The 22,766-nt window shown below is 66.9% G+C and carries 18 protein-coding genes and 1 tRNA gene; 12 read left to right on the forward strand and 7 right to left on the reverse strand.

Annotation, left to right across the window (positions count from 1 at the left end; translation table 11 throughout):
• Window positions 1-4 precede the first annotated feature (4 nt).
• Together HK401_RS05795 and HK401_RS05800 are read right to left on the reverse strand one after the other, a co-directional pair.
• The gene (locus HK401_RS05795; RefSeq protein WP_181273706.1) at window positions 5-469 is read right to left on the reverse strand and encodes a tRNA (cytidine(34)-2'-O)-methyltransferase; all 465 of its coding nucleotides are present in this window, start codon (window positions 467-469) and stop codon (window positions 5-7) included.
• Between the two features lie 90 nt (window positions 470-559).
• Complete coding sequence (locus tag HK401_RS05800; protein ID WP_181273707.1) at window positions 560-1,261, reverse strand: class I SAM-dependent methyltransferase; 702 nt, start codon at window positions 1,259-1,261, stop codon at window positions 560-562.
• Between the two features lie 259 nt (window positions 1,262-1,520).
• Here HK401_RS05800 and HK401_RS05805 point away from each other — a divergent pair, with 259 nt between their 5' ends.
• The 6 genes from HK401_RS05805 (at window position 1,521) to metX (ending at window position 11,819) form a co-directional block, all read left to right on the forward strand.
• Entirely contained in the window at window positions 1,521-3,161 is a 1,641-nt protein-coding gene (locus tag HK401_RS05805) for an HNH endonuclease signature motif containing protein (protein ID WP_181273708.1), read from the forward strand.
• Between the two features lie 39 nt (window positions 3,162-3,200).
• Window positions 3,201-4,097 (forward strand): DnaE2-dependent mutagenesis accessory factor ImuA', encoded by an 897-nt coding sequence (gene imuA' / locus HK401_RS05810; protein ID WP_258234010.1) that lies wholly within the window; start codon window positions 3,201-3,203, stop codon window positions 4,095-4,097.
• Window positions 4,087-5,754, forward strand: a complete 1,668-nt coding sequence (locus tag HK401_RS05815) for a DNA polymerase Y family protein (RefSeq protein ID WP_181273709.1) — start codon at window positions 4,087-4,089, stop codon at window positions 5,752-5,754. The genes imuA' and HK401_RS05815 overlap by 11 nt, the downstream gene beginning before the upstream one ends.
• A 93-nt stretch (window positions 5,755-5,847) precedes the next feature.
• Entirely contained in the window at window positions 5,848-9,282 is a 3,435-nt protein-coding gene (locus HK401_RS05820; protein ID WP_181273710.1) for an error-prone DNA polymerase, read from the forward strand.
• A 178-nt stretch (window positions 9,283-9,460) separates the two neighbouring features.
• Entirely contained in the window at window positions 9,461-10,783 is a 1,323-nt protein-coding gene (locus HK401_RS05825) for an O-acetylhomoserine aminocarboxypropyltransferase/cysteine synthase family protein (protein WP_181273711.1), read from the forward strand.
• Window position 10,784: 1 nt separating this feature from the next.
• Entirely contained in the window at window positions 10,785-11,819 is a 1,035-nt protein-coding gene (gene metX / locus HK401_RS05830) for a homoserine O-acetyltransferase MetX (protein ID WP_181273712.1), read from the forward strand.
• Between the two features lie 125 nt (window positions 11,820-11,944).
• Here the strand turns inward: metX and HK401_RS05835 are convergent, their stop codons facing one another.
• Window positions 11,945-14,032, reverse strand: coding sequence for an acyl-CoA dehydrogenase family protein (locus tag HK401_RS05835; protein WP_181273713.1), 2,088 nt, complete (start codon window positions 14,030-14,032; stop codon window positions 11,945-11,947).
• Entirely contained in the window at window positions 14,029-14,679 is a 651-nt protein-coding gene (locus HK401_RS05840; protein ID WP_181273714.1) for a TetR/AcrR family transcriptional regulator, read from the reverse strand. The genes HK401_RS05835 and HK401_RS05840 overlap by 4 nt, the downstream gene beginning before the upstream one ends.
• Before the next feature lie 58 nt (window positions 14,680-14,737).
• Here HK401_RS05840 and HK401_RS05845 point away from each other — a divergent pair, with 58 nt between their 5' ends.
• From HK401_RS05845 to HK401_RS05865, 5 genes are all read left to right on the forward strand, one after another.
• Window positions 14,738-16,027, forward strand: a complete 1,290-nt coding sequence (locus HK401_RS05845; RefSeq protein WP_181273715.1) for an acetyl-CoA C-acetyltransferase — start codon at window positions 14,738-14,740, stop codon at window positions 16,025-16,027.
• The gene (locus HK401_RS05850; RefSeq protein ID WP_181273716.1) at window positions 16,024-17,376 is read left to right on the forward strand and encodes a 3-oxoacyl-ACP reductase; all 1,353 of its coding nucleotides are present in this window, start codon (window positions 16,024-16,026) and stop codon (window positions 17,374-17,376) included. Before HK401_RS05845 ends, HK401_RS05850 begins: the two co-directional genes overlap by 4 nt.
• Window positions 17,376-18,227: a MaoC/PaaZ C-terminal domain-containing protein gene (locus HK401_RS05855; protein ID WP_258234011.1), complete on the forward strand. Its 852-nt coding sequence runs from the start codon at window positions 17,376-17,378 to the stop codon at window positions 18,225-18,227. The genes HK401_RS05850 and HK401_RS05855 overlap by 1 nt, the downstream gene beginning before the upstream one ends.
• 81 nt (window positions 18,228-18,308) lie before the next feature.
• Window positions 18,309-18,396, forward strand: a tRNA-Leu gene (locus HK401_RS05860).
• A 297-nt stretch (window positions 18,397-18,693) separates the two neighbouring features.
• On the forward strand, window positions 18,694-20,001 hold the full coding sequence (locus HK401_RS05865; protein ID WP_181273717.1) for a M20/M25/M40 family metallo-hydrolase: 1,308 nt from the start codon (window positions 18,694-18,696) through the stop codon (window positions 19,999-20,001).
• On the opposite strand, the gene HK401_RS21000 is transcribed toward HK401_RS05865, so the two are convergent.
• Complete coding sequence (locus HK401_RS21000; protein ID WP_181273718.1) at window positions 19,955-20,932, reverse strand: DMT family transporter; 978 nt, start codon at window positions 20,930-20,932, stop codon at window positions 19,955-19,957. The two genes, HK401_RS05865 and HK401_RS21000, sit on opposite strands and share 47 nt — an antisense overlap.
• 10 nt (window positions 20,933-20,942) lie before the next feature.
• Window positions 20,943-21,146 (reverse strand): DUF5703 family protein, encoded by a 204-nt coding sequence (locus tag HK401_RS05875; RefSeq protein ID WP_258234012.1) that lies wholly within the window; start codon window positions 21,144-21,146, stop codon window positions 20,943-20,945.
• Between the two features lie 37 nt (window positions 21,147-21,183).
• Here HK401_RS05875 and HK401_RS05880 point away from each other — a divergent pair, with 37 nt between their 5' ends.
• Window positions 21,184-21,879: a histidine phosphatase family protein gene (locus HK401_RS05880; protein ID WP_181273719.1), complete on the forward strand. Its 696-nt coding sequence runs from the start codon at window positions 21,184-21,186 to the stop codon at window positions 21,877-21,879.
• Window positions 21,880-21,883: 4 nt separating this feature from the next.
• Here HK401_RS05880 and HK401_RS05885 read toward each other — a convergent pair whose 3' ends face one another.
• Complete coding sequence (locus tag HK401_RS05885; protein WP_181273720.1) at window positions 21,884-22,717, reverse strand: undecaprenyl-diphosphate phosphatase; 834 nt, start codon at window positions 22,715-22,717, stop codon at window positions 21,884-21,886.
• Window positions 22,718-22,766: the final 49 nt, after the last annotated feature.

The raw sequence follows: 22,766 nt of genomic DNA on the forward strand, positions 1-22,766 counted from the left end.
GGGTTCAGGCCCCTGCGTATCCGTGCTGCCGCCAGGCTTCGTAGATGGCGATCGATGCCGAATTCGCGAGGTTGAGCGAGCGACGGGCCGGCAGCATGGGGATGCGCACCGTCATGTCCACGTGCTCATCGTTGACAACCTCCTCGGGCAGCCCTGTCGATTCCCGCCCGAACAGGAGGACGTCCCCATCTTGGTAGTCCACCTCAGCAAAGGAATCGGTCGTATGCGTGCTGAACGCGATCACCCGACGATCACCGAGGTGGTCCCACAGTTCGGCGATCGAGGGATGGACGGTGACGTGGGCGAGGTCGTGATAGTCGAGACCGGCCCGGCGCAGCTTCGCATCGGTGAGATCGAAGCCGAGCGGTTCGACGAGGTGGAGGTGGGCACCAGTGACCGCTGCGAGCCGGATCGCATTGCCGGTGTTGCCGGGGATCTCGGGAGTGTGGAAGACGATGTCGATGTTCATATCCCCCTCATCTTCTCACCTCATGGCGCACCGGTCAGACAGTGCGGTCATACTTTCGCTGCGGCGGGTCGTCTGGTGCAGTCGACTTCTTCATCGCTCTGTCCTGCGGACGAGGAGGTATCCCTGGCGGGTCGCCTCGGGGTAGCGCCCGGCTCGGTCGGGTTCGCGTTCGAGACGGGTGACAGGGGCGAACCCGTGGGGCTCGAGAGCGGTGAGCACCTCGTCGATCGAACGTCGGTGGAAGTCGAGGTCGACGTCGAAGCCGGCCAGGTCGGAGAAGTGATCGACCCGGTCGCCGAGCTGGAACGCCAACTGGAACCAGCCGCCCGGGCGGAGGACACGAGCCGCCTCGGCGAAGGCGGTCGAGAGCTCCTCATCGGGGATGTGGATGATCGAGTACCAGGCGACGAGCCCGGAGAACGCATCATCGGCATGGGGTAGGGCGGTCATCGTCCCGACGGTGAAGTCGAGGCTCGGATAGAGGCCGCGGGCGAGTTCGACCATGGCAGGGGAGAGGTCGAGGCCACTCGGGGTGAGTCCGAGGGCCGCGAGGAACGAGGTGATGCGTCCGGGCCCGCAGCCGATGTCGAGGACGTCGGCGGAACCGGTGGCGAGCACGAGCTCGGAGAAGGCCCCGAGCACTGCACGATCGTGCGGCTTGGCGGTGAGCTCATCGGCAAACCAGTCGGTGTACATCGCCGCGATCGCATCATAGGACCCCCGCGTCGGGGTCTCGCGGGCTGAACCGCCGGAGGTGCCAGTGCTGGAGGTGGCGTTTGTGCCGTCAGTCATGACGTCACCCTACCCGGGCGCACTGACTCGAGCGCACCTGACTGGAGCGCATCTGCGGGAGCCGGCGACGGTGGCCTTGCAGGGCAGTGCGGGTGTCTCCAATGAAAACGAAAGAGAATCGAATCCAGGGGATGTTCAATGACATAGATCTGCCATCAATGGAATTCTCGTGTCAGTGCCGAGTTCTAAGGTGAAGGCATGGTCGGTGGTCATGGGGGCTGCGGGACCGGGAGGCCGAAAGGCCATGGGAAGGGGAATCATGCGAAACGGTGAACAGGTCAACGAGGATCTCAGCACCCTCACCTGTGAGCAGATCGTGACCGATATCCGTCGAAACATCTCGTGCATCTCCTTCTGCCACGCTCGCGTCATCGCACTCATCGACGAGGTTGAGCGTCGGGGGCTGTGGGCGGAATGGGTCGGCGTGAAGACCCTGACCGAATGGGTGATGCATGTGGCCTCGGTGAGCATGCACACGGCGCGCGAATACGTCCGCGTGACGGCAGCTCTGCGTGAGATGCCGAAGGTGAGGAAAGGTCTCGCAGACGGTGACATCAGCTTCTCCAAGGTGCGAGAGGTGACCCGGCTCGGGGAACGGATCGGCGACGATGAGGCGCTGCGCCTGGCGACTCTGGCCACGGGCAGCCAGATCAGCCGGATCTCGCGGGACTACCAGCAGCTGGCCGACAAGATCGACAACGGGCCGTTCCCGCTGTCCCTGGCCGAGGACAGCGTGAACATGCGTCAGGTGGGGCCCGGCCGGACCCGCATCACGATCGAGCTCGAGGAAGATGACGCGGCGGAGATCGCCACGATGCTCGACGCCGCCCGTCAGGTCCTCGAGCGTCCTGCGGCCGAGTCGGCAGAACCCGGAGCAGTTGATGGAACCGAGAACGCTGCTGAGAGTGGAGTCGAGGGAGCGCTCGATGGCGCTGAGGAGATGCCGTATGAGCCGGTCTCCCAGGTCATGTGCCTGATGGAGATCATCCATGCCTTCCCTCGAGCCGAGCCTGCCGGTGCGGTCGATGCTGACCGTGCCCGCCTGCTCGTTCACGCCTCCGCCGAGGTGGTCACTCGCAGCGGCGCTACCGTGGAGGCCGCCCCTGCCTTTGTTCCTCCGCGCGTGAGCATCCCGGCAAGGGCGGCGACTGCAGGGCCGGGGACCACGGCAGACGTCCCCGCGGGGACGCTGGCTGAGGAGGACGTCCCCGCGGGGACGGAATCCGGGTCGGGCATGTCAGCAGAGGCGACGGCTGAAGATGGCGTCCCCGCAGGGGCGGAGGAAGGACGAGCGGACACAACCTGCCGGGTCGAGGGATTCGGCGGCATCACCGCGGCGACGGCAGAGCGCCTGAGCTGTGAGGCGCTCATCAGCGGCGTGATCAAGAGCGCCGGAGGTGACGCCCTCATGCTCGGGCGGTCGAAGCGTCTGATGAGCAGGCGGCGGCGACTGGCGCTGAGCGTGCGCGACGTCTGCTGCCAGTTCCCCGGCTGCCGGAACCGCCGACGCTGCGACGCTCACCACATCCGGCCCTGGTCGCAGGGAGGGGCGACGGACATGGACAATCTCATCCTGCTGTGCCGTCGCCACCACACCGTGGTGCACAAGTACCAGCTGCGCATCGAACGCACCGGAGCCGCCTTCGCCGGAGCCATGCGCGGGCCTGCCGCCTTCACGTTCCACCTGCCCGACGGCTCTCAGCTGCTGCCGCTGGAGAGTCGGGTGGTTGGGCGCAGGATGTTCAACACCGCGGTCCAGGTTGCAGAGGTCGAGAAGGCCACATCCGCTGCCGATCCGAGCACCGTCGGCGGTGGCTATGGCTTTGACCTGGGGCTCTGCATCGCCTGGATGTTCGAGGCCGAATGGCGACACGCCCGGGCGAGCAATGCAGCTGCTTGAATCTTGCCAATTTAGAACACCAGTTCGATAATGGATGTCATGTCAGCCGCACCAGTCGTTCAGCAGCTCAGCCGGGAGATGGGAATCTCCACGGCCACGGCGCTGTTGGACAGGATCCCACCTCACCCGGTGGATCCTGTGCTCTCTCCGCTGTTCCGTCGCGGTGGCCTGCCTCGAGGCGAACTCGTCACCGTCACCGGAGAACTGTCTCTCAGCTGTGCACTGGCGACGATCGCCGCAGCGACTCGGGAGCAGAAATGGTGCGCGGGCATCGGCCTCGGCGAACCTGCGGTGTCCTCGATCGCCGACCTCGGCGTCGACCTCGACCACTTCGTCAATCTCGCCACCCCCGGGGAGGACTGGCTGCGCGTGGCCTCGATCCTCATCGAGTCCTTCGACATCATCCTCGTCGACCCCGGCTTCGCTCCGAGCGCAAAGGAACGTGCGCGGCTGCTGGCGAAGATCCGCGAACGGCGCATGAGCCTCATCAGCCTCCGGCCCCTGTCCGGCAGCACCGAGCAGATCGAGATCACGGACGCCCACTGGTCGGGCGCCGAACGCGGCCGCGGACGTCTGCGGTCCTGCCTCGTCCGCGCCCGGTCGCAGACGGGAACCCACCGCTTCCTGCTGCCCGGCCCGACCGGAACCCCCGCCGAGGTCCCCTCCGAGGTCCCCGCGGGGACACTGGAGGTGCTGACCGGCGGCGGTCGGTCCGGAGTGCCGGATATCCCTGCGGACGACACCACTGCGGAGGGGATCGCTGCGTCGAACACCCCTGCAAGGGAGGCCGCCGGGCAGACTGAGCCGACACCCGAGCCGTCGACCTCCACACCTGCGGCGTCCGACGAGGACGCGGTTGCGGAATCGCAGGACCCACAGGACCCGCGGTGGGCGACGATCACGCATCTGCGGCAGGTGATCGGCCATGTCGGATGAACCGCAGCGCATCCTCGTGCTCACGGTGCCCGACTGGCCGGCCGTGGCCGCCGCGGCCGAACACGAGATCGGCCCCGGCCATCCGGTCGCGGTCCTCCACGGCGGCAAGGTCATCGCCGCCAACGCACCCGCCCGCACTGCCGGCGTCGCCCTCGGCAACAACAAGCGAGCCGTGGGATACCGGTGCCCGGAAGCCCACGTCGCGGCCTGGGACGAAGACGTGGACAACCGCCGCTTCAGCGCCGGAGTCGGAGCACTCGAAGACCTCGTTGCGCGATTCACCCTGCTGAGCCCGGGAACCCTGGCGATCCCGCTCGATTCCCTCCGGCACGGCTACCCCGATGAACCCAGCGCCGTCGAGGCCCTGGTCTCCGCGCTGGTGGCCGAGACCGGATGGGAGTTCTTCCCCGGCATCGCCGACACCGTCTTCGCCGCGGTCCTCGCCTCCGGTCAGGCCCGCCGGGTCGAACCCGGGCAGACTGTGGACTTCCTGGCCGCCCAGCCGATCACAACGTTGGAATACGCCGGCTCCGAGGCGACCGCGCTCATCGAGGTCTTCCTGCAGCTGGGTCTGCGTACTCTCGGCGACCTCGCCGGGCTCGAAGCCAGGGACGTGAACTCACGGTTCGGTGCCTTCGGCCGGCATGTCCACGACCTGGCCCGCGGGCGAGAGGGGGCACCACCGACCGACCACATCCGCGCAGAGCGGCTCGACGCCGAACTCGGTCTCGAGGCTCCCACGACCCGCAGCGACACCCTCGGATTCCTCGCCCGACAGCTCGGGAGCGAACTGCTGGCCAAGGTGCGCAGGCAGGGACTCGTCTGCACCCAGATCACGATCGAACTCGACGCCGTGGGCGGACAGTCCTCCTCCCGGACCTGGCGGATCGAGGACATGCAGGAGAACGCGATCGCCGACCGGCTGCGGTGGCAGGCCGAGGGTTGGCTGGCAGGAGCGAGCACCGGGCAGGGATCTCCGCGCGGCGCCGGGGCGAGCCCCGGGCAGAGATCCCGGACGGGATCCTCGACATCCGCGACACAGGCGGGCCCGCAGGCTCTCGACATCGTCGACGAACCGGCACCCGACGCCGAGGACTTCTCCGAGGACGGCATCATCGCGCTGCGACTCATCGCAGCGGAGCTGACCACCCCGATCGGTGCCACGCGGAGTCTGTTCGACGAGAACACCGGGCAGATCACCCACACCCTCGAACGGCTGCAAGGACTCTTCGGCCCCGACGCGGTCCTGGTTCCCGGCATCCAAGGTGGATGGGATCCGGCCGAGACGAACCTGTGGACCCCGTGGCAGCAGACCGCCGCACCGGCCCGCAGCCCCCAGGCACCCTGGCCCGGCGCCCTGCACGCGCCGAGGCCGACCACCGTCGAGCATTCGGCCGTCGACGTGCTCGCCGCCGACGGCTCTCCTGTGGAGGCCAGGCCTTCAGGGTTGGACACCGCGCCGGCGACGATCAGATTCCCCACAGGACAGACCGAAGCCATCACCGACTATTCCGGATCCTGGCCCATCGAATCCGGATGGTGGGACCCCAAGCGGACCGTCTACCGAACCCGCCTGCAGGTCGTGACCGAGCAGGGCAGAGCCCTCCTGCTGAGCAAGGAGCACGGCCAGTGGTACCTCACCGGCCGCTACCGCTGACCCCGAACACACAGCTGACGACACACCACCGCGGCGACGACCACCGCCGCCACAGCAGAGATCGATCCGCACCGTTGGGAGGAGGACACGCCGATGGGATTCTCGAATCCGCGCACACCCTGGTCGAAGCTGGCCCGTCGGCTCGAAGGAAAGGGTGTCCCAGGGCAACCAGGGACAGACCGTCCCGTCGACAAGCACGCCGACGGTTCCGATGCCCCGGCGTTCTCCCGCCCGGACCGCTACCAGGTCTCGGTCGGCCCGCGCGGTCCCGACAGCCGCGACCGCTACCACGGCACATCCGCCGACGACGCGGGCGCGAAGCGGGGACCGCTGCTGCAGACTGCGAGCGTGGAATGGGCGGAGCTGCACGTGCACTCCCAGTTCAGCTTCCTCGACGGCGCTTCCGATCCTGAGGAGCTCGTGGCCGCCGGTGCGGCCGCCGGACTGACCTCCCTGGCGCTGACCGATCACAACGGCCTCTACGGTGCGGTCCGCTTCGCCCATGCCGCCGCCGAGGTGGGCCTGCCCACCGTGTTCGGATCCGAACTGTCCGTGGGGCTGGCCGAGAAGATCCCCGGCCAGACCGACCCCGAGGCCACCCACCTTCTCGTCCTCGCCCGCAGCGTCGACGGCTATCACCAACTCTCCCGTGCCATCACCGAGGCGAACCTGCGCGGAGAGAAGAACCGCCCGGTCTTCGACCTCGAGGAGCTGGCAGCCATGGACGGGGACTGGACGATCCTCACCGGCTGCCGCAAAGGACCGCTGCGGCGCGCCCTGACCGATGCCGACGGCGGTCTGGGTGCTCTGCGCGACCTCATCGCCCTGTTCGGGCGCGACCGGATCGCCGTCGAACTCAGCCGGGACGGAACCCCGGACGACGACGAGCGGCTGCGCCACCTCGGCGATCTGGCCAAGCGGACCCGTCTGCCGATCATGGCCAGCAACACCGTCCACTTCGCCACCCGCGCCCGTTGGAAGTCTGCGCAGGTGCGGGCCTCGGTGCGATCCCGGCTGTCGCTGGACGAACTGGCCGGATGGCTGCCGGCGACGGCGAACGCACGGATCCACACCGGCGAGGAGATGCTCGCACGGTTCCCCCGTCAGGCGCTGGAGAACGCTGTGCGGATCGGACGGGAATGCTCCTTCGTCCTCGGCTCGGCCCGCCCCGATCTGCCGAAGGCACCGATGCCCGATGACGGCGACGGGGAGGCCTATCTGCGCGGTCTCATCGCCGAACGCGGACGGCAGCGCTACGGATCCCGCGCCGAGCATCCCAGGGCGTGGGAGCAGCTGGACCGGGAGATGGACATGATCGCCCAGCTGGGCTTCTGCGGCTACTTCCTCATCGTCTTCGACATCACCGAGTTCTGCCGCAATATGGGAATCTTCTGCCAGGGTCGGGGTTCGGCGGCGAACTCCGCGGTCTGCTTCGTCCTCGGCATCACCGCCGTCGACGCGGTCAAACACGGGCTGCTCTTCGATCGGTTCCTGTCCCCGGACCGCAAGGGGTACCCGGACATCGACATCGACATCGAATCGGGTCGCCGCGAAGAGGTCATCCAGTACGTCTACGACCACTTCGGCCGCGACCGGGCGGCCCAGGTGGCCAATGTCATCACCTACCGTGCGAAGTCGGCGATCCGCGACGCCGCGTTCAGCCTCGGCTACGCTCCCGGGCAGCAGGACGCATTCTCGAAGTCGAGCAACCGATGGGCGAGCCTGCCCGACGCCGAGGACTCCCCGGTGCCCGCCCCCGTGCTCACCGTCGCCGGTGACCTGCTCGGCTCACCCCGGCATCTGGGCATCCACTCCGGCGGAATGATCCTGGCCGACCGGCCCATCGGCGAGGTGGTGCCGATCGAGAAGGCGACGATGGGTCACCGCACCGTGGTGCAGTGGGACAAGGACGACTGTGCGGCCATGGAACTGGTGAAGTTCGACCTGCTCGGCTTGGGCATGCTCACCGCTCTGCATGAGATGGTCGGACTCGTCCATCGCCACACCGGGGTCCTCATCGACCGGGCGGAGATCGACGATGAGGACGAGGACGTGTACGACATGCTCTGCCGTGCCGATGCCGTCGGAGTCTTCCAGGTCGAATCCCGCGCCCAGCTCGCGACCCTGCCCAGGCTGCGTCCGCGGATCTTCTACGATCTCGCCGTGCAGGTCGCGCTCATCCGCCCCGGCCCCATCCAGGGCGGCTCCGTCCACCCCTACATCCGCCGGCGGCAGGGCCTCGATACGGTCGAATACCTCCATCCGCTGTTGGAGAAGTCCCTGGCCAAGACCTACGGGGTGCCGCTGTTCCAGGAGCAGCTGATGCAGATGGCCATCGACGTCGGCGGCTTCACCGGGGCCGATGCCGACCGTCTGCGGCAGGCCATGGGCTCACGTCGGTCGGAGAGGCGGATGGCCGAACTCGCGGAGAAGTTCCGCACGGGCGCCCTGGCTCGCGGGGTCGACGCGGACACGGCCGAGGCGATCTTCGCGACCATCGCGGCCTTCGCGAACTACGGGTTCCCCGAATCGCACGCGATCAGCTTCGCGAACCTCGTCTACCAGTCCGCCTGGTTCAAACTCCACCACCATGCGGCGTTCACCGCCGGTCTGCTGCGCAGCCAGCCGATGGGCTTCTACTCCCCGCAGTCGCTCATCGCCGACGCCCGCCGCCACGGGGTGCCGATCCTGCCGGTCGACATCCGCTGGTCGCAGGCGGAGACGGACCTCGAGAAGGTCGGTCCCGGCGAACAGTGCCACAGCACCGCCTCGGCGGGGGATGATACGGCTTCGGCGGGGGATCGCAACGGCACGGCCGCCTCGGCGGGGGAACTGGGGATCCGCCTGGGACTCGAATCGGTCGCCCACGTCGGCACCTTCGCCGAGGTGATCGTCCGTGAGCGCACGATCGCTCCCTTCACCTCGGTGGCGGATCTGGCCGAACGCACAGGCATCGGCAAGCAGGCTCTGGAGTCCCTGGCCACGGCCGGGGCGCTGTCCGGATTCGACCTCGACCGCCGGCAGGCGCTGTGGCTGGCCGGGGGAGTCGCCGGTGCCCACCCGGGACTGCTGCCGGGCACCGCCTCGGTGGACTCGGCACCGAGCCTGCCGAGCATGGACGCCTTCGACACGACCCTGGCCGAACTCTTCTCCACCGGGATCACCGTCGACGGCTACCCCACGGAGATCCTGCGCGATCAGCTCATCGCCCGCGGATACTCCTCGACCGCGGATGCGGCAGCCGCCGCAGACGGAACCCGGATGACGGTGGCCGCGATCGTCACCCACCGGCAGCGCCCGGCGACCGCCTCGGGGATCACCTTCATCAACTTGGAGGACGAGTTCGGAATGCTCAACGTCGTCGCCACGGCCGGGCTGATGAAACGCTTCCGCACGGTCGCGACCTCGCGGAACTTCCTCGTCGTCACCGGGCTCATCCAGCGCGGGGGAGAGGTCGTGAGCCTCTATGCGCACAAACTCATCCCGCTCGAGGTGCAGCTGCCGACGAAGGCACGGAACTTCCGCTGACCTCGGGGTGCACATAGGGCGCAGATGACGACTGCGCGACGAGGTATGACGAAACATGACGGACGATGACATCCACATGACACATCCGCCCTCACCGGGAAGCGAAGTCGATGACAGTAGACACATCACCATCACCGATCCGCACCGCCTCCGCGAAGGCACCCACGAAGGAGAGACCATGACCCAGGCATTCGAAACCCGCCAGATCCATGCCGGACAGGTTCCCGATCCGACCACCGGATCGCGCGCCCTGCCCATCCACCAGACCACCTCGTTCGTGTTCAACGACGCTGCGCATGCGGCCAGCCGCTTTGCGCTGACCGACGTCGGCCCCGTCTACAGCCGTCTGACGAACCCGACGAACGAGGTCGTCGAGAACCGCATCGCCGACCTGGAAGGCGGAGTCCACGCAGTCCTCACCGCCTCGGGCCAGTCCGCTGCCTTCCTGGCGATCACGAACATCGCCGGAGCCGGCGACCACATCGTGGCCAGCTCCAGCCTCTACGGCGGAACCGTCAACCTCCTCGACGTCACCTTGCGCAAGCTCGGCATCGACACCACGTTCGTCGACGTCGACGACCACGACGAGTGGAAGAACGCGATCCAGGACAACACCAAGCTCCTCTTCGGCGAGGTCGTGTCGAACCCGCGTTCGGACATCCTCGACATCGAAGCGATCGCCGCGATCGCCCATGAGGCCGGCGTCCCGCTGATCGTCGACAACACCCTGGCCAGCCCCTACCTCGTGCGCCCCATCGAACACGGCGCCGACGTCGTCCTGCACTCGGCGACGAAGTACCTCGGCGGCCACGGCAACTCCGTCGCTGGCGTCCTCGTCGACAGCGGCAACTTCGACTACGGCGCACAGCCGGAGAAGTTCCCCGGCTTCAACGAACCCGATGTCACCTACAACGGACTCGTCTTCGCCCGTGACCTCGGTGCCGATGGACCCTTCGGTGCGAACGTGTCGTACGGACTCAAGGCACGCGTGCAGGGTCTGCGCGACCTCGGACCTTCGCTCAGCCCGACGAATGCGTTCCTGCTCGCCCAGGGCATCGAGACCCTGAGCCTGCGCATCGAACGCCACGTCGAGAACGCCAACAAGGTCGCCGCCTACCTCGAAGGCCACGACCAGGTCGACCGCGTCGCCTATGCCGGGCTCGAATCCAGCCCCTGGAACGGCCTGGCCAAGAAGTACCTGCCGAACGGTGTGGGCTCGGTGCTCGCCTTCGACATCGCCGGCGGCTACGACGCGGCCGTGGCCTTCGTCGACGCCCTCGAGCTGCACTCGCTCGTGGCGAACATCGGCGACGTCCGCTCACTCGTCATCCACCCTGCCTCGACCACGCACGCCCAGCTCGACGAGGAGGCTCAGAAGGCTGCGGGCGTCAACCCGGCGCTGGTGCGCCTGTCCGTGGGCATCGAAGGCATCGACGACATCATCGCCGACCTCGACAAGGGCTTCGCAGCGGCTGCCGCGAAGGCAGCGACCGCGGCCTGAGATGACCACCCAGAGTACCTCCGTCGAGCGGATTCTGGGCTTCGGCACGGACTCCGGGCATACGTTCGGCACGGTTGAGATCGCCTACGAGACCTTCGGCACTCTCAACGCGGATCGTTCCAATGCGATCCTCATCGAACATGCCCTCACCGGCGACACCCACGTCACCGAATGGTGGTCGGGCGTCGTCGGTCCCGGCGAAGCCGTGGACACGAGCGAGTATTACGTGGTGTGCGCGAATTCGCTCGGCGGATGCTCGGGCACGACCGGGCCGCAGTCGACCTTCGACGACGGACTGGCCTACGGCTCCCGCTTCCCGGCGGTCTCGATCCGGGACATGGCGAGGTTAGAGCACAACCTCGCCCAGATCCTCGGCATCGAGTCCTGGGCGGCGGTGATCGGCGGATCCATGGGTGGCGCACGGGCGCTCGAATTCGCTCTGCTCGATCGGCGGAAGGTGCGCAAATGCGCCGTCATCGCCGCACCGGCCTTCTGTGAGGCCGACCAGATCGCATGGGCGATGATGCAGGAACGGGCGATCGAACTCGACCCCGACTACTATGCCGGGGACTATTCCGCAGTCGGGCGCTTCCCGTCCCAAGGACTCGGTCTGGCGCGTCAGATCGCCCATCTGACCTACCGCAATGACGCCGAACTCAATGAGCGCTTCTCGCGACGGATGCGTTCGGAGAACTACTACGAGGTCAGTTCCTACCTCGATCACCAGGCGAAGAAGCTCACCGCTCGATTCGACCCGCACAGCTACCTCGTGCTCACCCGCGCCCTGCGCGATCACGATGTGCGCCGCGGGCGTTCGAGCGACCTGCGCACCGCCTTGGCCGATGCCTGCACGGACAACCTCGTGATCTCGGTGTCCTCGGATCGCCTGTTCCCGCCCGAACAGGTGGAGATCCTCGCCGAGGCGCTGCCGGGCAAAGTCCGCCACGACGTCATCGACTCTCCCGTCGGCCACGACGGATTCCTCACCGAGTCGGCCAAGATCTCTGCCGTGCTCGAAGACTTCCTCGCCGCCTGAGCGTTCCGGACGAGATCCGGCCGCTCCCGACAAGAAGAATCCCCGCAGACCGTTCGCTGCGGGGATTCTTCGTAATCCCGCTCCCGGCACTCGGAAGGTCGAGCGCCGGGGCGGAGGGGGAGGTTTTACTTCACGCCGGCCTTGCTGCCGGACCTGTTGCCGGACTTGGCCGCAGCTTTCGCCGCTGCCTTGGCGGCCGCCTTCTCGGCCTTGCGCAGGTGCTTCTCATCGACGGGGAAGTCCTCCTGGGCGCGGGCCCGGCGGAAATAGTCCGCGGCCTCGGCCTGTCGCTGCGCCTCCACACCGGTGGCGATGGTGGCCCGACGGTGCTCGTCGCCGTAGCCGAACGACTCGACGAGATCGAGGGCGTTCGCGGCCAGCTTCGCGCACAGACGGTTGAGCGTGTCGTTGATCTGACGGGCCCGGAACATCGGCAGACGCCCGTACATGAGATGCCAGCCCAGATGACGCTCGATGAGCGTGAGACCGTAGGTATCGCGCAGACGGCGGAACACCTTGGCCTGATCGGCGTCGGTCTGCTCCTTCATCTTCTCGTCGAGCGCCTTCCACTTCTCCAGCTCGACATAGGCGCGAGCCATCTCGATGAGTTCGTGCTGGGTGGAGTTGAACAGCTCACCGGCAGCGGCCTGAGACATCTTCATCGCCGGACGCAGGTTCTGCGCTACCGAGGCGACCATGGACTCGACGCGGTTCTCCAGCAGGGTCCGCTGCAGACGACCCGAACGGATCCGCTTCTCGCTGAGGTTGCCGCTGAAGACATCGGAGATCGCCGTGCCGGCATTGGCCAGTCCGGTCCGGTAGAGGCTGTGCTCAGCCGCTCGGGTGCCGATGAAGCGGGCGACACCGCCGATGTCGAGGTTGGAGAACTCCTTCGCGTAGTCGCCGAGCAGGCGCTTGGCAGCCAGCTGGAGGAGCACCGTGTTGTCGCCCTCGAACGTGGCGTAGACATCCATGTCGGCGCGCAGACCGACGAGTCGGTTCTCGGCCATGAAGCCGGCACCGCCGCAGGCCTCGCGGCATTCCTGGATGACGTCGAGTGCCATCCAGGTCGTATCCGCCTTGAACGCCGCCGCGCGGGTCTCGAGCACGGCCCGGTTCTCCTCGGAGTCATCGGCACCGGAGAAGACCTCTTCGAACGAGGCGAGCAGCTTGTCGTGAGCGAAGTTCGAGGCGTAGACCGCGGCGAGAGCGGGCATGAGGCGACGCTGGTGCTGCTGGTAGCTGAGCAGAGTGGTCTCTTCGATCTCGTCGACGGAGTTGAACTGCTTGCGCTCGAGTCCGTAGCGCACGGCGATGTCGAGAGCGATCTTCGACGCCACGATCGCGGCACCGTCGAGCGAGACACGACCCTGGACCAGGGTGCCGAGCATGGTGAAGAAGCGGCGCCCCGGTGAGTCGATGGGGGAGGAGTAGGTGCCGTCGGCGCTGACATCCCCGTACCGGTTGAGCAGATTGGTCCGTGGGATGCGCACTTCGGTGAAGGCGATGCGTCCGTTGTCGACGCCCTTGAGGCCGCCCTTGTAGCCGTCGTCCTCGATCGAGATTCCCGGCATCGGGTCTCCGGACTCATCACGGACGGGAACGAAGAAGGCATGCACCCCGTGGTTGACCCCGGCGGTGACGAGCTGTGCGAAGACGACGGCCGCGCGGGCGTCCCGAGCGGCGTTGCCGATGTATTCCTTGGTTGCGGCACGGAAAGGAGTGGTGACGACGAACTCTTCCGCGTCGACATCGTAGGTCGCCGTCGTCGCCACGGAGGCGACATCCGAACCGTGTCCGATCTCCGTCATCGCGAACGAGCCCAGCAGCTTGCCGGTCTGAACATCGATCAGCCACTTCTTGTGCTGTTCGGCATCGCCGAGGTGGAGGATCGCTCCGCCGAAGAGGCCGAACTGGACTCCGGCCTTGATCTGCAGGCTGGGAGCGGCGGTGACCGTCTCCTCGAAGCCCGCCACGTTGGTGGCGTGCTGGTTCTTCCCACCCAGCTCGGGCGGAAGGCTGACGAGCGGCAGACCGGAGTCGGCCATGAGACCGACGCCGACGAGGGTCTTTGCTCGAGTGGTCTCGAGATCATCGGCAGGATCCTCGTGGCTCCGGGGGTCCAGGGCCAGTTCGCGGCCCCGACGTCGGCCTTCGGCCCAGCGGCCGTCGAGCACATCGTTGATGGCCTGAGGGTTGAGAGACAGCTTCATCGTTCTACTCCTAGATTGGCGGGCAATGATGCCCACAGCCAGTTGCTGATGTCAGTGGCGAACTCCTCGGCACGGCTGGGGTTCGAGAGCCAGGCCTCGGTCGCGGCGCGGACGAAGCCGATGGCTCCGGCCGACCACAGACGGTCCCGATCGTCGGCGAGGTCCAGGCGGTCGGCCAGGAGCTCTGCGATCGAGTTGAAGAAACCGCCGGTCTGTTGGGGCGCGAATCGGTTCACAGCCGTGTCGCAGAACCGGTAGACGTGCGGCGACGTTGCGGCCAGGGTGACGAAGGCTCGGACCATCGATGTCAGCGATTCCCGTGCTCTGGCCGTTCCCCCGTCGACGGCTGCCGCCTGCTGCCTGATGCCTGCTGTGCACATCTTCGCCGCTGCCGAGGTGGCCTCGTCGAGTGAGCGGACGATGACGCCCATGGCCCATTCGCCCATGGCCGCCTGCAGTCCCGCACGGTCGGTGAAATAGCGGTAGAGCACGGACTTCGAGGTTCCCGACAGCTCCGAGATCTGGTCCATCGACAGGTCGTCTCCGTGTTCGGCGACGACATGGCGGACCGTGCGCAGCAGTTCGCGACGACGCTCATCACGGTGCTTCTGCCACCGAGTCGAGCGTCCGTCTGTGAGCGATTTCATAAGACCGACAGTATCAGGTACTGTCGGTAACAGTTAAATCCAACTCTCGGAGGTGCACATGTCCGCTCCCAGTCAACGAGCCGTCATCCTCGGCGGCAACCGCATTCCGTTTGCGCGCTCGAACAAGCAGTACTCGAAGGCGACGAATCTCGATATGCTCACCTCGGCCATCGACGGGCTCACCGCTCGCTTCGGGCTGGCCGGGGAGCGCATCGGCGAAGTCTCCGGAGGTGCGGTCCTCAAGCACTCGAAGGACTTCAACCTCACCCGTGAAGCCGTGCTCGGCTCCGCGCTGGCCCCGACGACTCCGGCCTTCGACCTCGGCCAGGCCTGTGCCACCGGACTCGAGGCGGTCGTGAGCTTGAACAACAAGATCAACGCCGGTCAGATCGAATCCGGCATCGCTTCGGGCGTCGACTCGACCTCCGATGCTCCCATCGTCATCGACGATTCGATGCGCGAGATCCTCCTCGAGCTCAACCGTGCGAAGACGATGGTCCAGCGGGCGAAGATCGCCGCGCAGATCCGGCCTGCCTATCTCGCCCCGCAGGCACCGAGCACGGGGGAGCCGCGCACCGGCCTGAGCATGGGCGAGCACCAAGCGATCACCACCGCCGAATGGGGAATCACTCGGCGGGCACAGGACGAACTCGCCGTGGCCAGCCATCAGAACCTCGCGGCGGCCTGGGACTCCGGGTTCTTCGACGATCTCACCACGTCCTACCTCGGCGTCAGCCGGGACACGAACCTGCGTGGCGACTCGAACATGGAGTCCATGGCCAAGCTCTCACCGGTGTTCGGCAAGCGACTGGCCGCCGAAGCGACCATGACCGCCGGCAACTCGACACCGCTGACCGACGGTGCCTCCTCGGTGCTGCTCGGCAGTGAGGACTGGGCGGCCGAACACGGGTTCACGCCGTTGGCCCGCCTCGTCGATGCCGAAGCTGCCGCCGTGGACTTCGTCGACGGAGCTGAGGGCCTGCTCATGGCTCCTGCCTACGCTGTGCCGCGTCTGCTCGCCCGCAACGGCCTGACCTTCGATGACTTCGATGTCTTCGAAATCCATGAGGCCTTCGCATCCACCGTGCTCTCGCACCTGGCGGCATGGGAGTCCGAAGAGTTCTGCCGCGAGAAGGCCGGACTCGATCAGGCCCTGGGCAGCATCGACCGCGACAAGCTCAACCCGCTGGGCTCGAGCCTCGCCGCCGGCCACCCCTTCGCAGCCACCGGTGGACGCATCATCGCCACCACCGCCAAATACCTCAAGACAACCGGCAAGAAGAGGTCGCTGGTCTCGATCTGCGCAGCAGGCGGCCAGGGACTCACCGCGATCGTGGAGGCAGCATGAAAGACACCTATCTCTCCCTCGTCAACGGACCGCTGAAGCAGGTGGCGAAGACCCTCGGACTGCCGCAGCCGGTCGAACTCAACCGCTTCGGCTCCACACCGGCCAGCTACACGAACAGGCCGGTCCTCGTCCTCGGCTCCGGCCCCGGCGCTCAGAACCTCGCCGACCTGCTGCTGGAGAACGGGCTCGAGGTGCGACGCAACGCCCAATCCGGTGAGAAGCTGCGGGCGATCATCGCCGTCCTCGACGATGCGAAGTCCCCGGCCGACCTCTCACCCATCGTCCTCGAGGCCGGTGCGGCGCTGCGCTCACTGGCACCCTGCGGTCGCGTGATCACCGTCTCCACCGCACCGGATGCGAAGAACCAGACCCCCGAGCTCGCCGCCGCCGTGCAGGGAATCACGGGCTTCACCCGTTCGGTCGCCCACGAGATGCGTGCCGGCGCCACTGCCAACGGCATCCTGCTGGACGGCGCCGACCTCACCGCGCCCTCGGTGGCGGCCGCGCTGTGGTTCCTTCTGTCGGGCAAGTCGGCATATGTGTCCGGCCAGTTCCTCACCGTCTCCTCCGACGCGGGAGAGCGGCTCGGCCTCGACGCCTTCATGTCCACCGGTGCGAACGGTCCCCTGGCCGGCCGACGCGCCGTGGTCACGGGTGCCGCGCGCGGAATCGGCGCGGCGATCGCCCGCAACCTCGCCCGCGACGGCGCCTACGTCATCGGCGTCGACATGCCCCAGGCCGGTCAGGCTCTGGCGCAGGTGACGAATGAGATCGGCGGCAAGTCCGTCCAACTCGACATCACCGCCGCCGATGCCGCCGAGAAGATCGCCGAGGCGGTCGGGGGACCCGTCGACATCCTCGTCCACAACGCCGGCATCACCCGCGACAAGATGCTCGCGAACATGGACGCCGGGCGCTGGGACTCGGTCATCGCAGTCAACATCGCCGCGCAGACGATGATCAACGCCCACCTGGCGGAGAAGGGCCTCTTCGCCGACGGCGCTCAGGTCGTGTCGCTGGCCTCGACCTCGGGCATCGCCGGCAACCGCGGACAGACGAACTACGCGACCTCCAAGGCCGGCGTCATCGGACTCACGGCCGCCTCGGCGGAGGAATTCGCCGGACGTCACGGATCGATCAACGCCGTGGCACCCGGATTCATCGAAACCGACATGACCGCGAAGATGCCGACGCTGACCCGCCAGGTCGCACGTCGGCTCTCGAGCCTGCAGCAGGGCGGTCAGCCCGTCGACGTGGCCGAGGCCATCGGGTTCCTCGCCTCGAGCGGAGCCCGCGGCATCAACGGTGAGACCCTGCGCGTGTGCGGGCAGAACATGGTGGGTGCCTGATGGCCGAATCGATGTTCCCGGTCTACGGTCGTGCCCTGCTCAAAACCCTGCCCATCGGTGCGCGGACGAGCCCCGAGCTGCCGGAGCGGTCCATCGACCGCAGCGTTCCGCTCGAACCTGTCGCCTATGCCGGATTCGCCCATGTGATCCGGCAGACCCTCGGTGACACCGTCCATCCCGGATACCTGCACATCCTCGCGTTCCCGCTGAGCATGCAGCTGCTCGCCGATCCCGAGGTGCCGCTGCCGATGCTGGGTATGGTCCACATCCACAACCGGGTCGACATGCTCGCTCCGGTGCACCTCGGCGACGTCGTGGACTACCACCTCGAACTCGCCGGTCCCTTCGAACACACGAAGGGCACGACGATCGAGGTCCGCGTCGACGCGAAGGTCGACGGCCGCCCGGTGATGAGCGAGGTCTCCACGTACCTGGCCAAGGGCAGGAAGCTGCCCGGCGCGGAGTCGAAGGCGCAGGTCCCTCATGCGCAGTTCGATGCTCCGCAGCAGACTGCTCTGTGGCGCCTCGATCCGATCATCGGGCAGCGGTATGCGCAGGTCTCCGGGGACTACAATCCGATCCATCTCAACGGCCTCGCAGCCAAGGGATTCGGCTTCCCGAGGCAGATCGCCCACGGCATGTACACCGCCTCCCGCGCGCTGTCGGCGATGGATCCCCGCCTGGATGCCTACCGCTGGGATGTGTCGTTCGCGAAGCCGATCCTGCTGCCGGGCACGGTCGGATACGCTTTGACCGAGGGGCAGCGCCACGAGGCATCTCGGTCGGCGGTCTTCGACCTCAAGTCGGGGAAGCCGCACGTGCTCTCGCAGGTCGCGTACCTGGAGAAATAGTCTTGTCAGTGCAGTGCGTCACAATTGCCGATTTCGATTTTGCGCGACGGGAACTCGCATGTAGAGTTATCTCTGTTGCCAGCGCGGGTGGCGGAATTGGTAGACGCGCTAGCTTGAGGTGCTAGTGCCCAACTTATCGGGCGTGGGGGTTCAAGTCCCCCTCCGCGCACAACGAGGATGGCCTCCGGATCTCGATCCGGGGGCCATCTTCCATTCCCGCCGAGGTTGTCCGAGTGCGGTTCACGTAAGACGCGAACGCGACTGTAGGCCAGATGTGCACACGCAGTGCATAAGAACAGTACGTATGCACGTTTGATGTACAGTCACGCAGTGGGATGCTGCTCGGGCCGATGCGGACACTGCCCGCATCGGCGACGACTGTGGGATACGGTGGAGGCAAACAGCCGGATCACGGAGCCGGACCACCGCGTCGAGGCATGGTCCGCTCACACCGAAGGGAGCCACCGTGGTTGATTTCAGCGCCGCCGAAGCCGAGGTCACCGCCCTCTGCCAGCAGCTCATCCGCATCGACACGCAGAACTGGGGCGGCAACAAGGCCAACCCCGAACTGCCGGCCGCCGAGCTCATCGCCTCCTGGTTCGCCGAGGTGGATCTTCCTTCCGAGATCGTCGAATCCTCGCCCGGTCGAGCCAATATCGTCGCCCGGGTCAAGGGCAGCGATCCGAACGCCCCGGCACTCGTCGTGCACGGCCACACCGACGTCGTCCCCGCCGCGGCCGAGGACTGGAGCGTCGATCCCTTCGAGGGCGTCATCAAGGACGGCCTGCTCTGGGGCCGCGGCGCGGTGGACATGAAGGACATGGACGCGATGATCATCGCCTCGGTGCGGGCAATGCAGCGTCAGGGCCTGCAGCCTCGGCGCGACCTCATCATCGCCTTCTTCGCCGATGAGGAGGCCGGAGGCAACTACGGCGCCCGGCATATGGTCCGCAATCGCCCCGAACTCTTCTCCGGCGCCACCGAAGCGATCTCCGAGGTCGGCGGATACTCCGTCGACATCCGCGGCCAACGGGTCTACCTCATCCAGACCGCAGAGAAGGGGCTGGCCTGGCTCAACCTCATCGCCCACGGCACCGCCGGTCACGGTTCGCAGCGCAACGACGACAACCCGGTCACCCGCTTGGCCTCAGCGATCTCGCGCATCGGCAGCCATCCGTGGCCCCAGGACATCCCGCTGGCGACCCGCCAGCTGCTCGAAGGCGTCTCCGAGCTGACCGGCATCGAGTTCCGGTCCGAGACGATCCCGCAGCTGCTGGCCGAGCTCGGCTCCGTTGAGAAGTTCGTGGCCCCGACCCTGCAGAACACCTCTAATCCGTCGTTCCTCGACGCCGGCTACAAGCACAACGTCATCCCCGGCACGGCCACCGGCTACGTCGACTGCCGCACCCTGCCGGGCCAGCACGAAGACGTCATGTTGACAATCAAGGAGCTCGCGGGGGAAGGCGTCGACATCAGCCCAGAGGACGAGGGCGAGGCCCTCGAAGCCCCGTACGACACTCCTCTGGTCGAGCAGATGAAGGCGAGCCTGCTCGCCGACGATCCTTCCGCGAAGGTGCTTCCCTACACGCTCTCCGGCGGCACGGACAACAAGTCGATGGCTGAGCTCGGCATCACCGGCTACGGCTTCGCACCCCTGCAGCTGACCGGTGATCTCGACTTCCCCGCCATGTTCCACGGCGTGGACGAACGAGTGCCGATCTCTGCGCTCAAGTTCGGGACGAGGGTCCTCGGGGACTTCCTGCTGAAGGCGTGATCGTCACCGCGATCCCGACGAGCACACCGAGCGCGCTGATGACCGTCGTCGTGCTCACCAGGGATCCGTCGACAGGTGTGAGCAGGTCCAGCAGCAGAGCACCCAGGAGGTTGCCGAACAGTGAGAACAGGCTGAGCAGGAGCACGCCGAGGCGGGCGACCGTGAGCGAGGTGAGTCCGATGAAGATGACGCCCAAGGCTCCGCCGAGGAGGAACCACCACTGCGTGGGTTGAACCGGAAAGCCCGTCCACCGCACTCCGGCAGCCAGGATGATCGCGGAGACGAGAACCGTGGCTGCCAGGCCGACCGCGAAATTCACCGTCGTGGCCACGACCGCCGAGTTCGTCGCCGCCTTGATTCGACCGTTGCAGGCCTGCTGGACGGATGTCAGGGCGCCTGAGGCGAAGGGCAGCAGGGGAGCCCAGAGCGGAACTCCGAGGAGAAGTCGTTCTCTGGCGCCGTACACAAGGGCGGCGAGGACGATGAGGACGCCGAGGATGCGCAGGAGGCTCAGCGACTGCCTGCCTCCCGGCGGCAGACGGGTGGAATCGACGATGAGACCGCCGGTGACCTGACCCGAGACGAAGGCCATCGTTAACATCGCCACGCCCATGATCGGCACCGTCGTCGCCTGCGCGACGACGACCAGGGCTCCGCTGAGCCCGCCGAGGAGCGTCCACCAGGGCATCGTGCCGGTGCGCACGAGTCTGCTGAGCACGATCGCCGCCCCGCGGGAACGTCGTGAGCTCACCAGCACCGTGCCGACGATGAGCAGGCCGGTGACGAATGAGACGAGCGCGGCGAAGACCGCGTGTCCGAGGACGGGACCGAGGAAGGAATTGGCGCGTCCCTGCAGGGACATCGCGGCCCCGGCGATGATCGTGACGACACCGGCGACGAGGACGGGAAGGAGCGAAGAGGGCGACCTCACCGGGTGGGGATCAGGCGCTCTGCGTCAGCGGCATGATCTTGCGGCGCAGCCACACCGTGCGCACTCCGCCGACGGAGATGCGGGCGCGGGCGAGCTCCCATTTGTCGTATTCCGCTTCGTCATTGAGCTCCTGCAGGCTGACCGAACGCGGGACATCCCGGGAGAACGAGACCTTCCGGAACTCGTAGGTCATACGTGGTCGCTGACGTTTCATAGGCCCACCCTAGACGATCTGGGCTAGTCTTGATGGCATGCCCGTCATCGTACTTCTGCGGCACGGCATCTCCAGTGCCAACACGGCAGGAATCCTGGCCGGACGTGCCCCCGGCGTGTCGCTGACCGACGAGGGAGTCAGTGCGCTCGAAGCAAATCTCGCGCTGCTGCCGCACCGCCGATTCTCCCGACTCCTCCATTCGCCGCTGACCCGATGCGTCGAGACCGCCGCGATCGCCCAGAAGACCGTCGAGAGCGATGTCGTCGGCATCGACGAGGCCTTCGTCGAACTCGACTACGGGGACTGGACGGGACGCGAACTCAAGGTGCTGGGACGGGAACCGATGTGGGAGACCGTGCTCAGGACTCCCTCGAAGGCGCGGTTCCCCGGAGGGGAATCCATCGCCGAGGCTGCTGGGCGATCCGCGTCCCGCATCGCTGAGATCGTCGCCGAGCTCAAGGCAGAAGAGGATCGCGAGCGCGCAGAGGCGGGGGAGACGGAAACGAAGGCGCCGCCTCGGTGGGCGATGATCGTCTCCCACGGCGACATCATCAAGGCGATCGTCGCCGACGCCCTGGGCATGCCTCTCGATGACTTCCAGCGGCTGAGTGTGGCCCCTGGTTCGTTCACCGTCATCGACCATTCGGGCGAGCGGCCGGTGCTCGCCGCGATGTCGGTCACCGCCGCCGGTCTCGCCCAATCGAACACTGTCGGCGGCGGCGGAATGCGCTGATCCCTCAGACGGCGGCGAGGACTCCGGTGCCGAGCAGGATGTAGAGCACGATGCCCAAGGCCACGCGGTACCAGACGAAGATGCCGAAGGACCTCGTCTGCACATACTTCAGGAACCAGTGGATGACGACGAGGCCGAGCCCGAAGGAGATGAGTGTGGCGAGTGCCGTCGGACCCCAGCCGAGCACCATGTCCGTGCTGCCGAGGCTCTTGTAGACGCTGAAGAAGCCGGACCCCACGACGGCGGGGATGGCGAGCAGGAACGAGTACCGCGCCGCCTCGGGGCGGGAGAAGCCCATGAATCGTCCGGCCATGATCGTGCCGCCGGACCGGGAGACGCCGGGAACGAGGGCGAGCGACTGAGCGAGCCCGAAGAGCAGGCCCTGCCCCCAGGTCATGCCGTCCAAGGTCCGCTCCTTCTTCCCCACCCAGTCAGCGAGACCGATGACGAGGCCGAAGACGATGAGCATCGTCGCGGTGATCCACAGGCTGCGCAGCGCTCCCTCGATGGCGTCCTGGAAGAGGAGGCCCAGCACGACGATGGGAATCGAACCGATGATGATCAGCCAGCCCAGCCGCACCTCGGGGTCTCTGCGGTCGTGCCGACCGACCAGGGCCTTGCACCACTTGGAGATGATCGAGACGATATCGCGCCAGAAATAGACGACCACGGCCGCCTCGGTGCCGATCTGGATGATCGCAGTGAAGAACGCACCAGGGTCGGACCCGGGGAGCATGAGCTCACCGACGATCCGCACATGCGCCGAGGATGAGATCGGGAGGAACTCGGTGAGTGCCTGCACGATTCCGAGCACGGCAGCGACCAGCCAGTCGTACATACGACTCCTTGTGAAAGTGGGTGGGAACGCAACCACGGTAGTCGGCAGA

Origin of the sequence: Brevibacterium oceani (genome assembly GCF_013623835.1) — a bacterium.
GTDB lineage: Bacteria > Actinomycetota > Actinomycetes > Actinomycetales > Brevibacteriaceae > Brevibacterium > Brevibacterium oceani.

Bases quoted from the DNA above. Each gene is read 5' to 3' on its own strand.
- HK401_RS05795 (WP_181273706.1), bottom strand. From the start codon at position 469: ATGAACATCGACATCGTCTTCCACACTCCCGAGATCCCCGGCAACACC.
- HK401_RS05800 (WP_181273707.1), bottom strand. From the start codon at position 1,261: ATGACTGACGGCACAAACGCCACCTCCAGCACTGGCACCTCCGGCGGT.
- HK401_RS05805 (WP_181273708.1), top strand. From the start codon at position 1,521: ATGCGAAACGGTGAACAGGTCAACGAGGATCTCAGCACCCTCACCTGT.
- imuA' (WP_258234010.1), top strand. From the start codon at position 3,201: ATGTCAGCCGCACCAGTCGTTCAGCAGCTCAGCCGGGAGATGGGAATC.
- HK401_RS05815 (WP_181273709.1), top strand. From the start codon at position 4,087: ATGTCGGATGAACCGCAGCGCATCCTCGTGCTCACGGTGCCCGACTGG.
- HK401_RS05820 (WP_181273710.1), top strand. From the start codon at position 5,848: ATGGGATTCTCGAATCCGCGCACACCCTGGTCGAAGCTGGCCCGTCGG.
- HK401_RS05825 (WP_181273711.1), top strand. From the start codon at position 9,461: ATGACCCAGGCATTCGAAACCCGCCAGATCCATGCCGGACAGGTTCCC.
- metX (WP_181273712.1), top strand. From the start codon at position 10,785: ATGACCACCCAGAGTACCTCCGTCGAGCGGATTCTGGGCTTCGGCACG.
- HK401_RS05835 (WP_181273713.1), bottom strand. From the start codon at position 14,032: ATGAAGCTGTCTCTCAACCCTCAGGCCATCAACGATGTGCTCGACGGC.
- HK401_RS05840 (WP_181273714.1), bottom strand. From the start codon at position 14,679: ATGAAATCGCTCACAGACGGACGCTCGACTCGGTGGCAGAAGCACCGT.
- HK401_RS05845 (WP_181273715.1), top strand. From the start codon at position 14,738: ATGTCCGCTCCCAGTCAACGAGCCGTCATCCTCGGCGGCAACCGCATT.
- HK401_RS05850 (WP_181273716.1), top strand. From the start codon at position 16,024: ATGAAAGACACCTATCTCTCCCTCGTCAACGGACCGCTGAAGCAGGTG.
- HK401_RS05855 (WP_258234011.1), top strand. From the start codon at position 17,376: ATGGCCGAATCGATGTTCCCGGTCTACGGTCGTGCCCTGCTCAAAACC.
- HK401_RS05875 (WP_258234012.1), bottom strand. From the start codon at position 21,146: ATGAAACGTCAGCGACCACGTATGACCTACGAGTTCCGGAAGGTCTCG.
- HK401_RS05880 (WP_181273719.1), top strand. From the start codon at position 21,184: ATGCCCGTCATCGTACTTCTGCGGCACGGCATCTCCAGTGCCAACACG.
- HK401_RS05885 (WP_181273720.1), bottom strand. From the start codon at position 22,717: ATGTACGACTGGCTGGTCGCTGCCGTGCTCGGAATCGTGCAGGCACTC.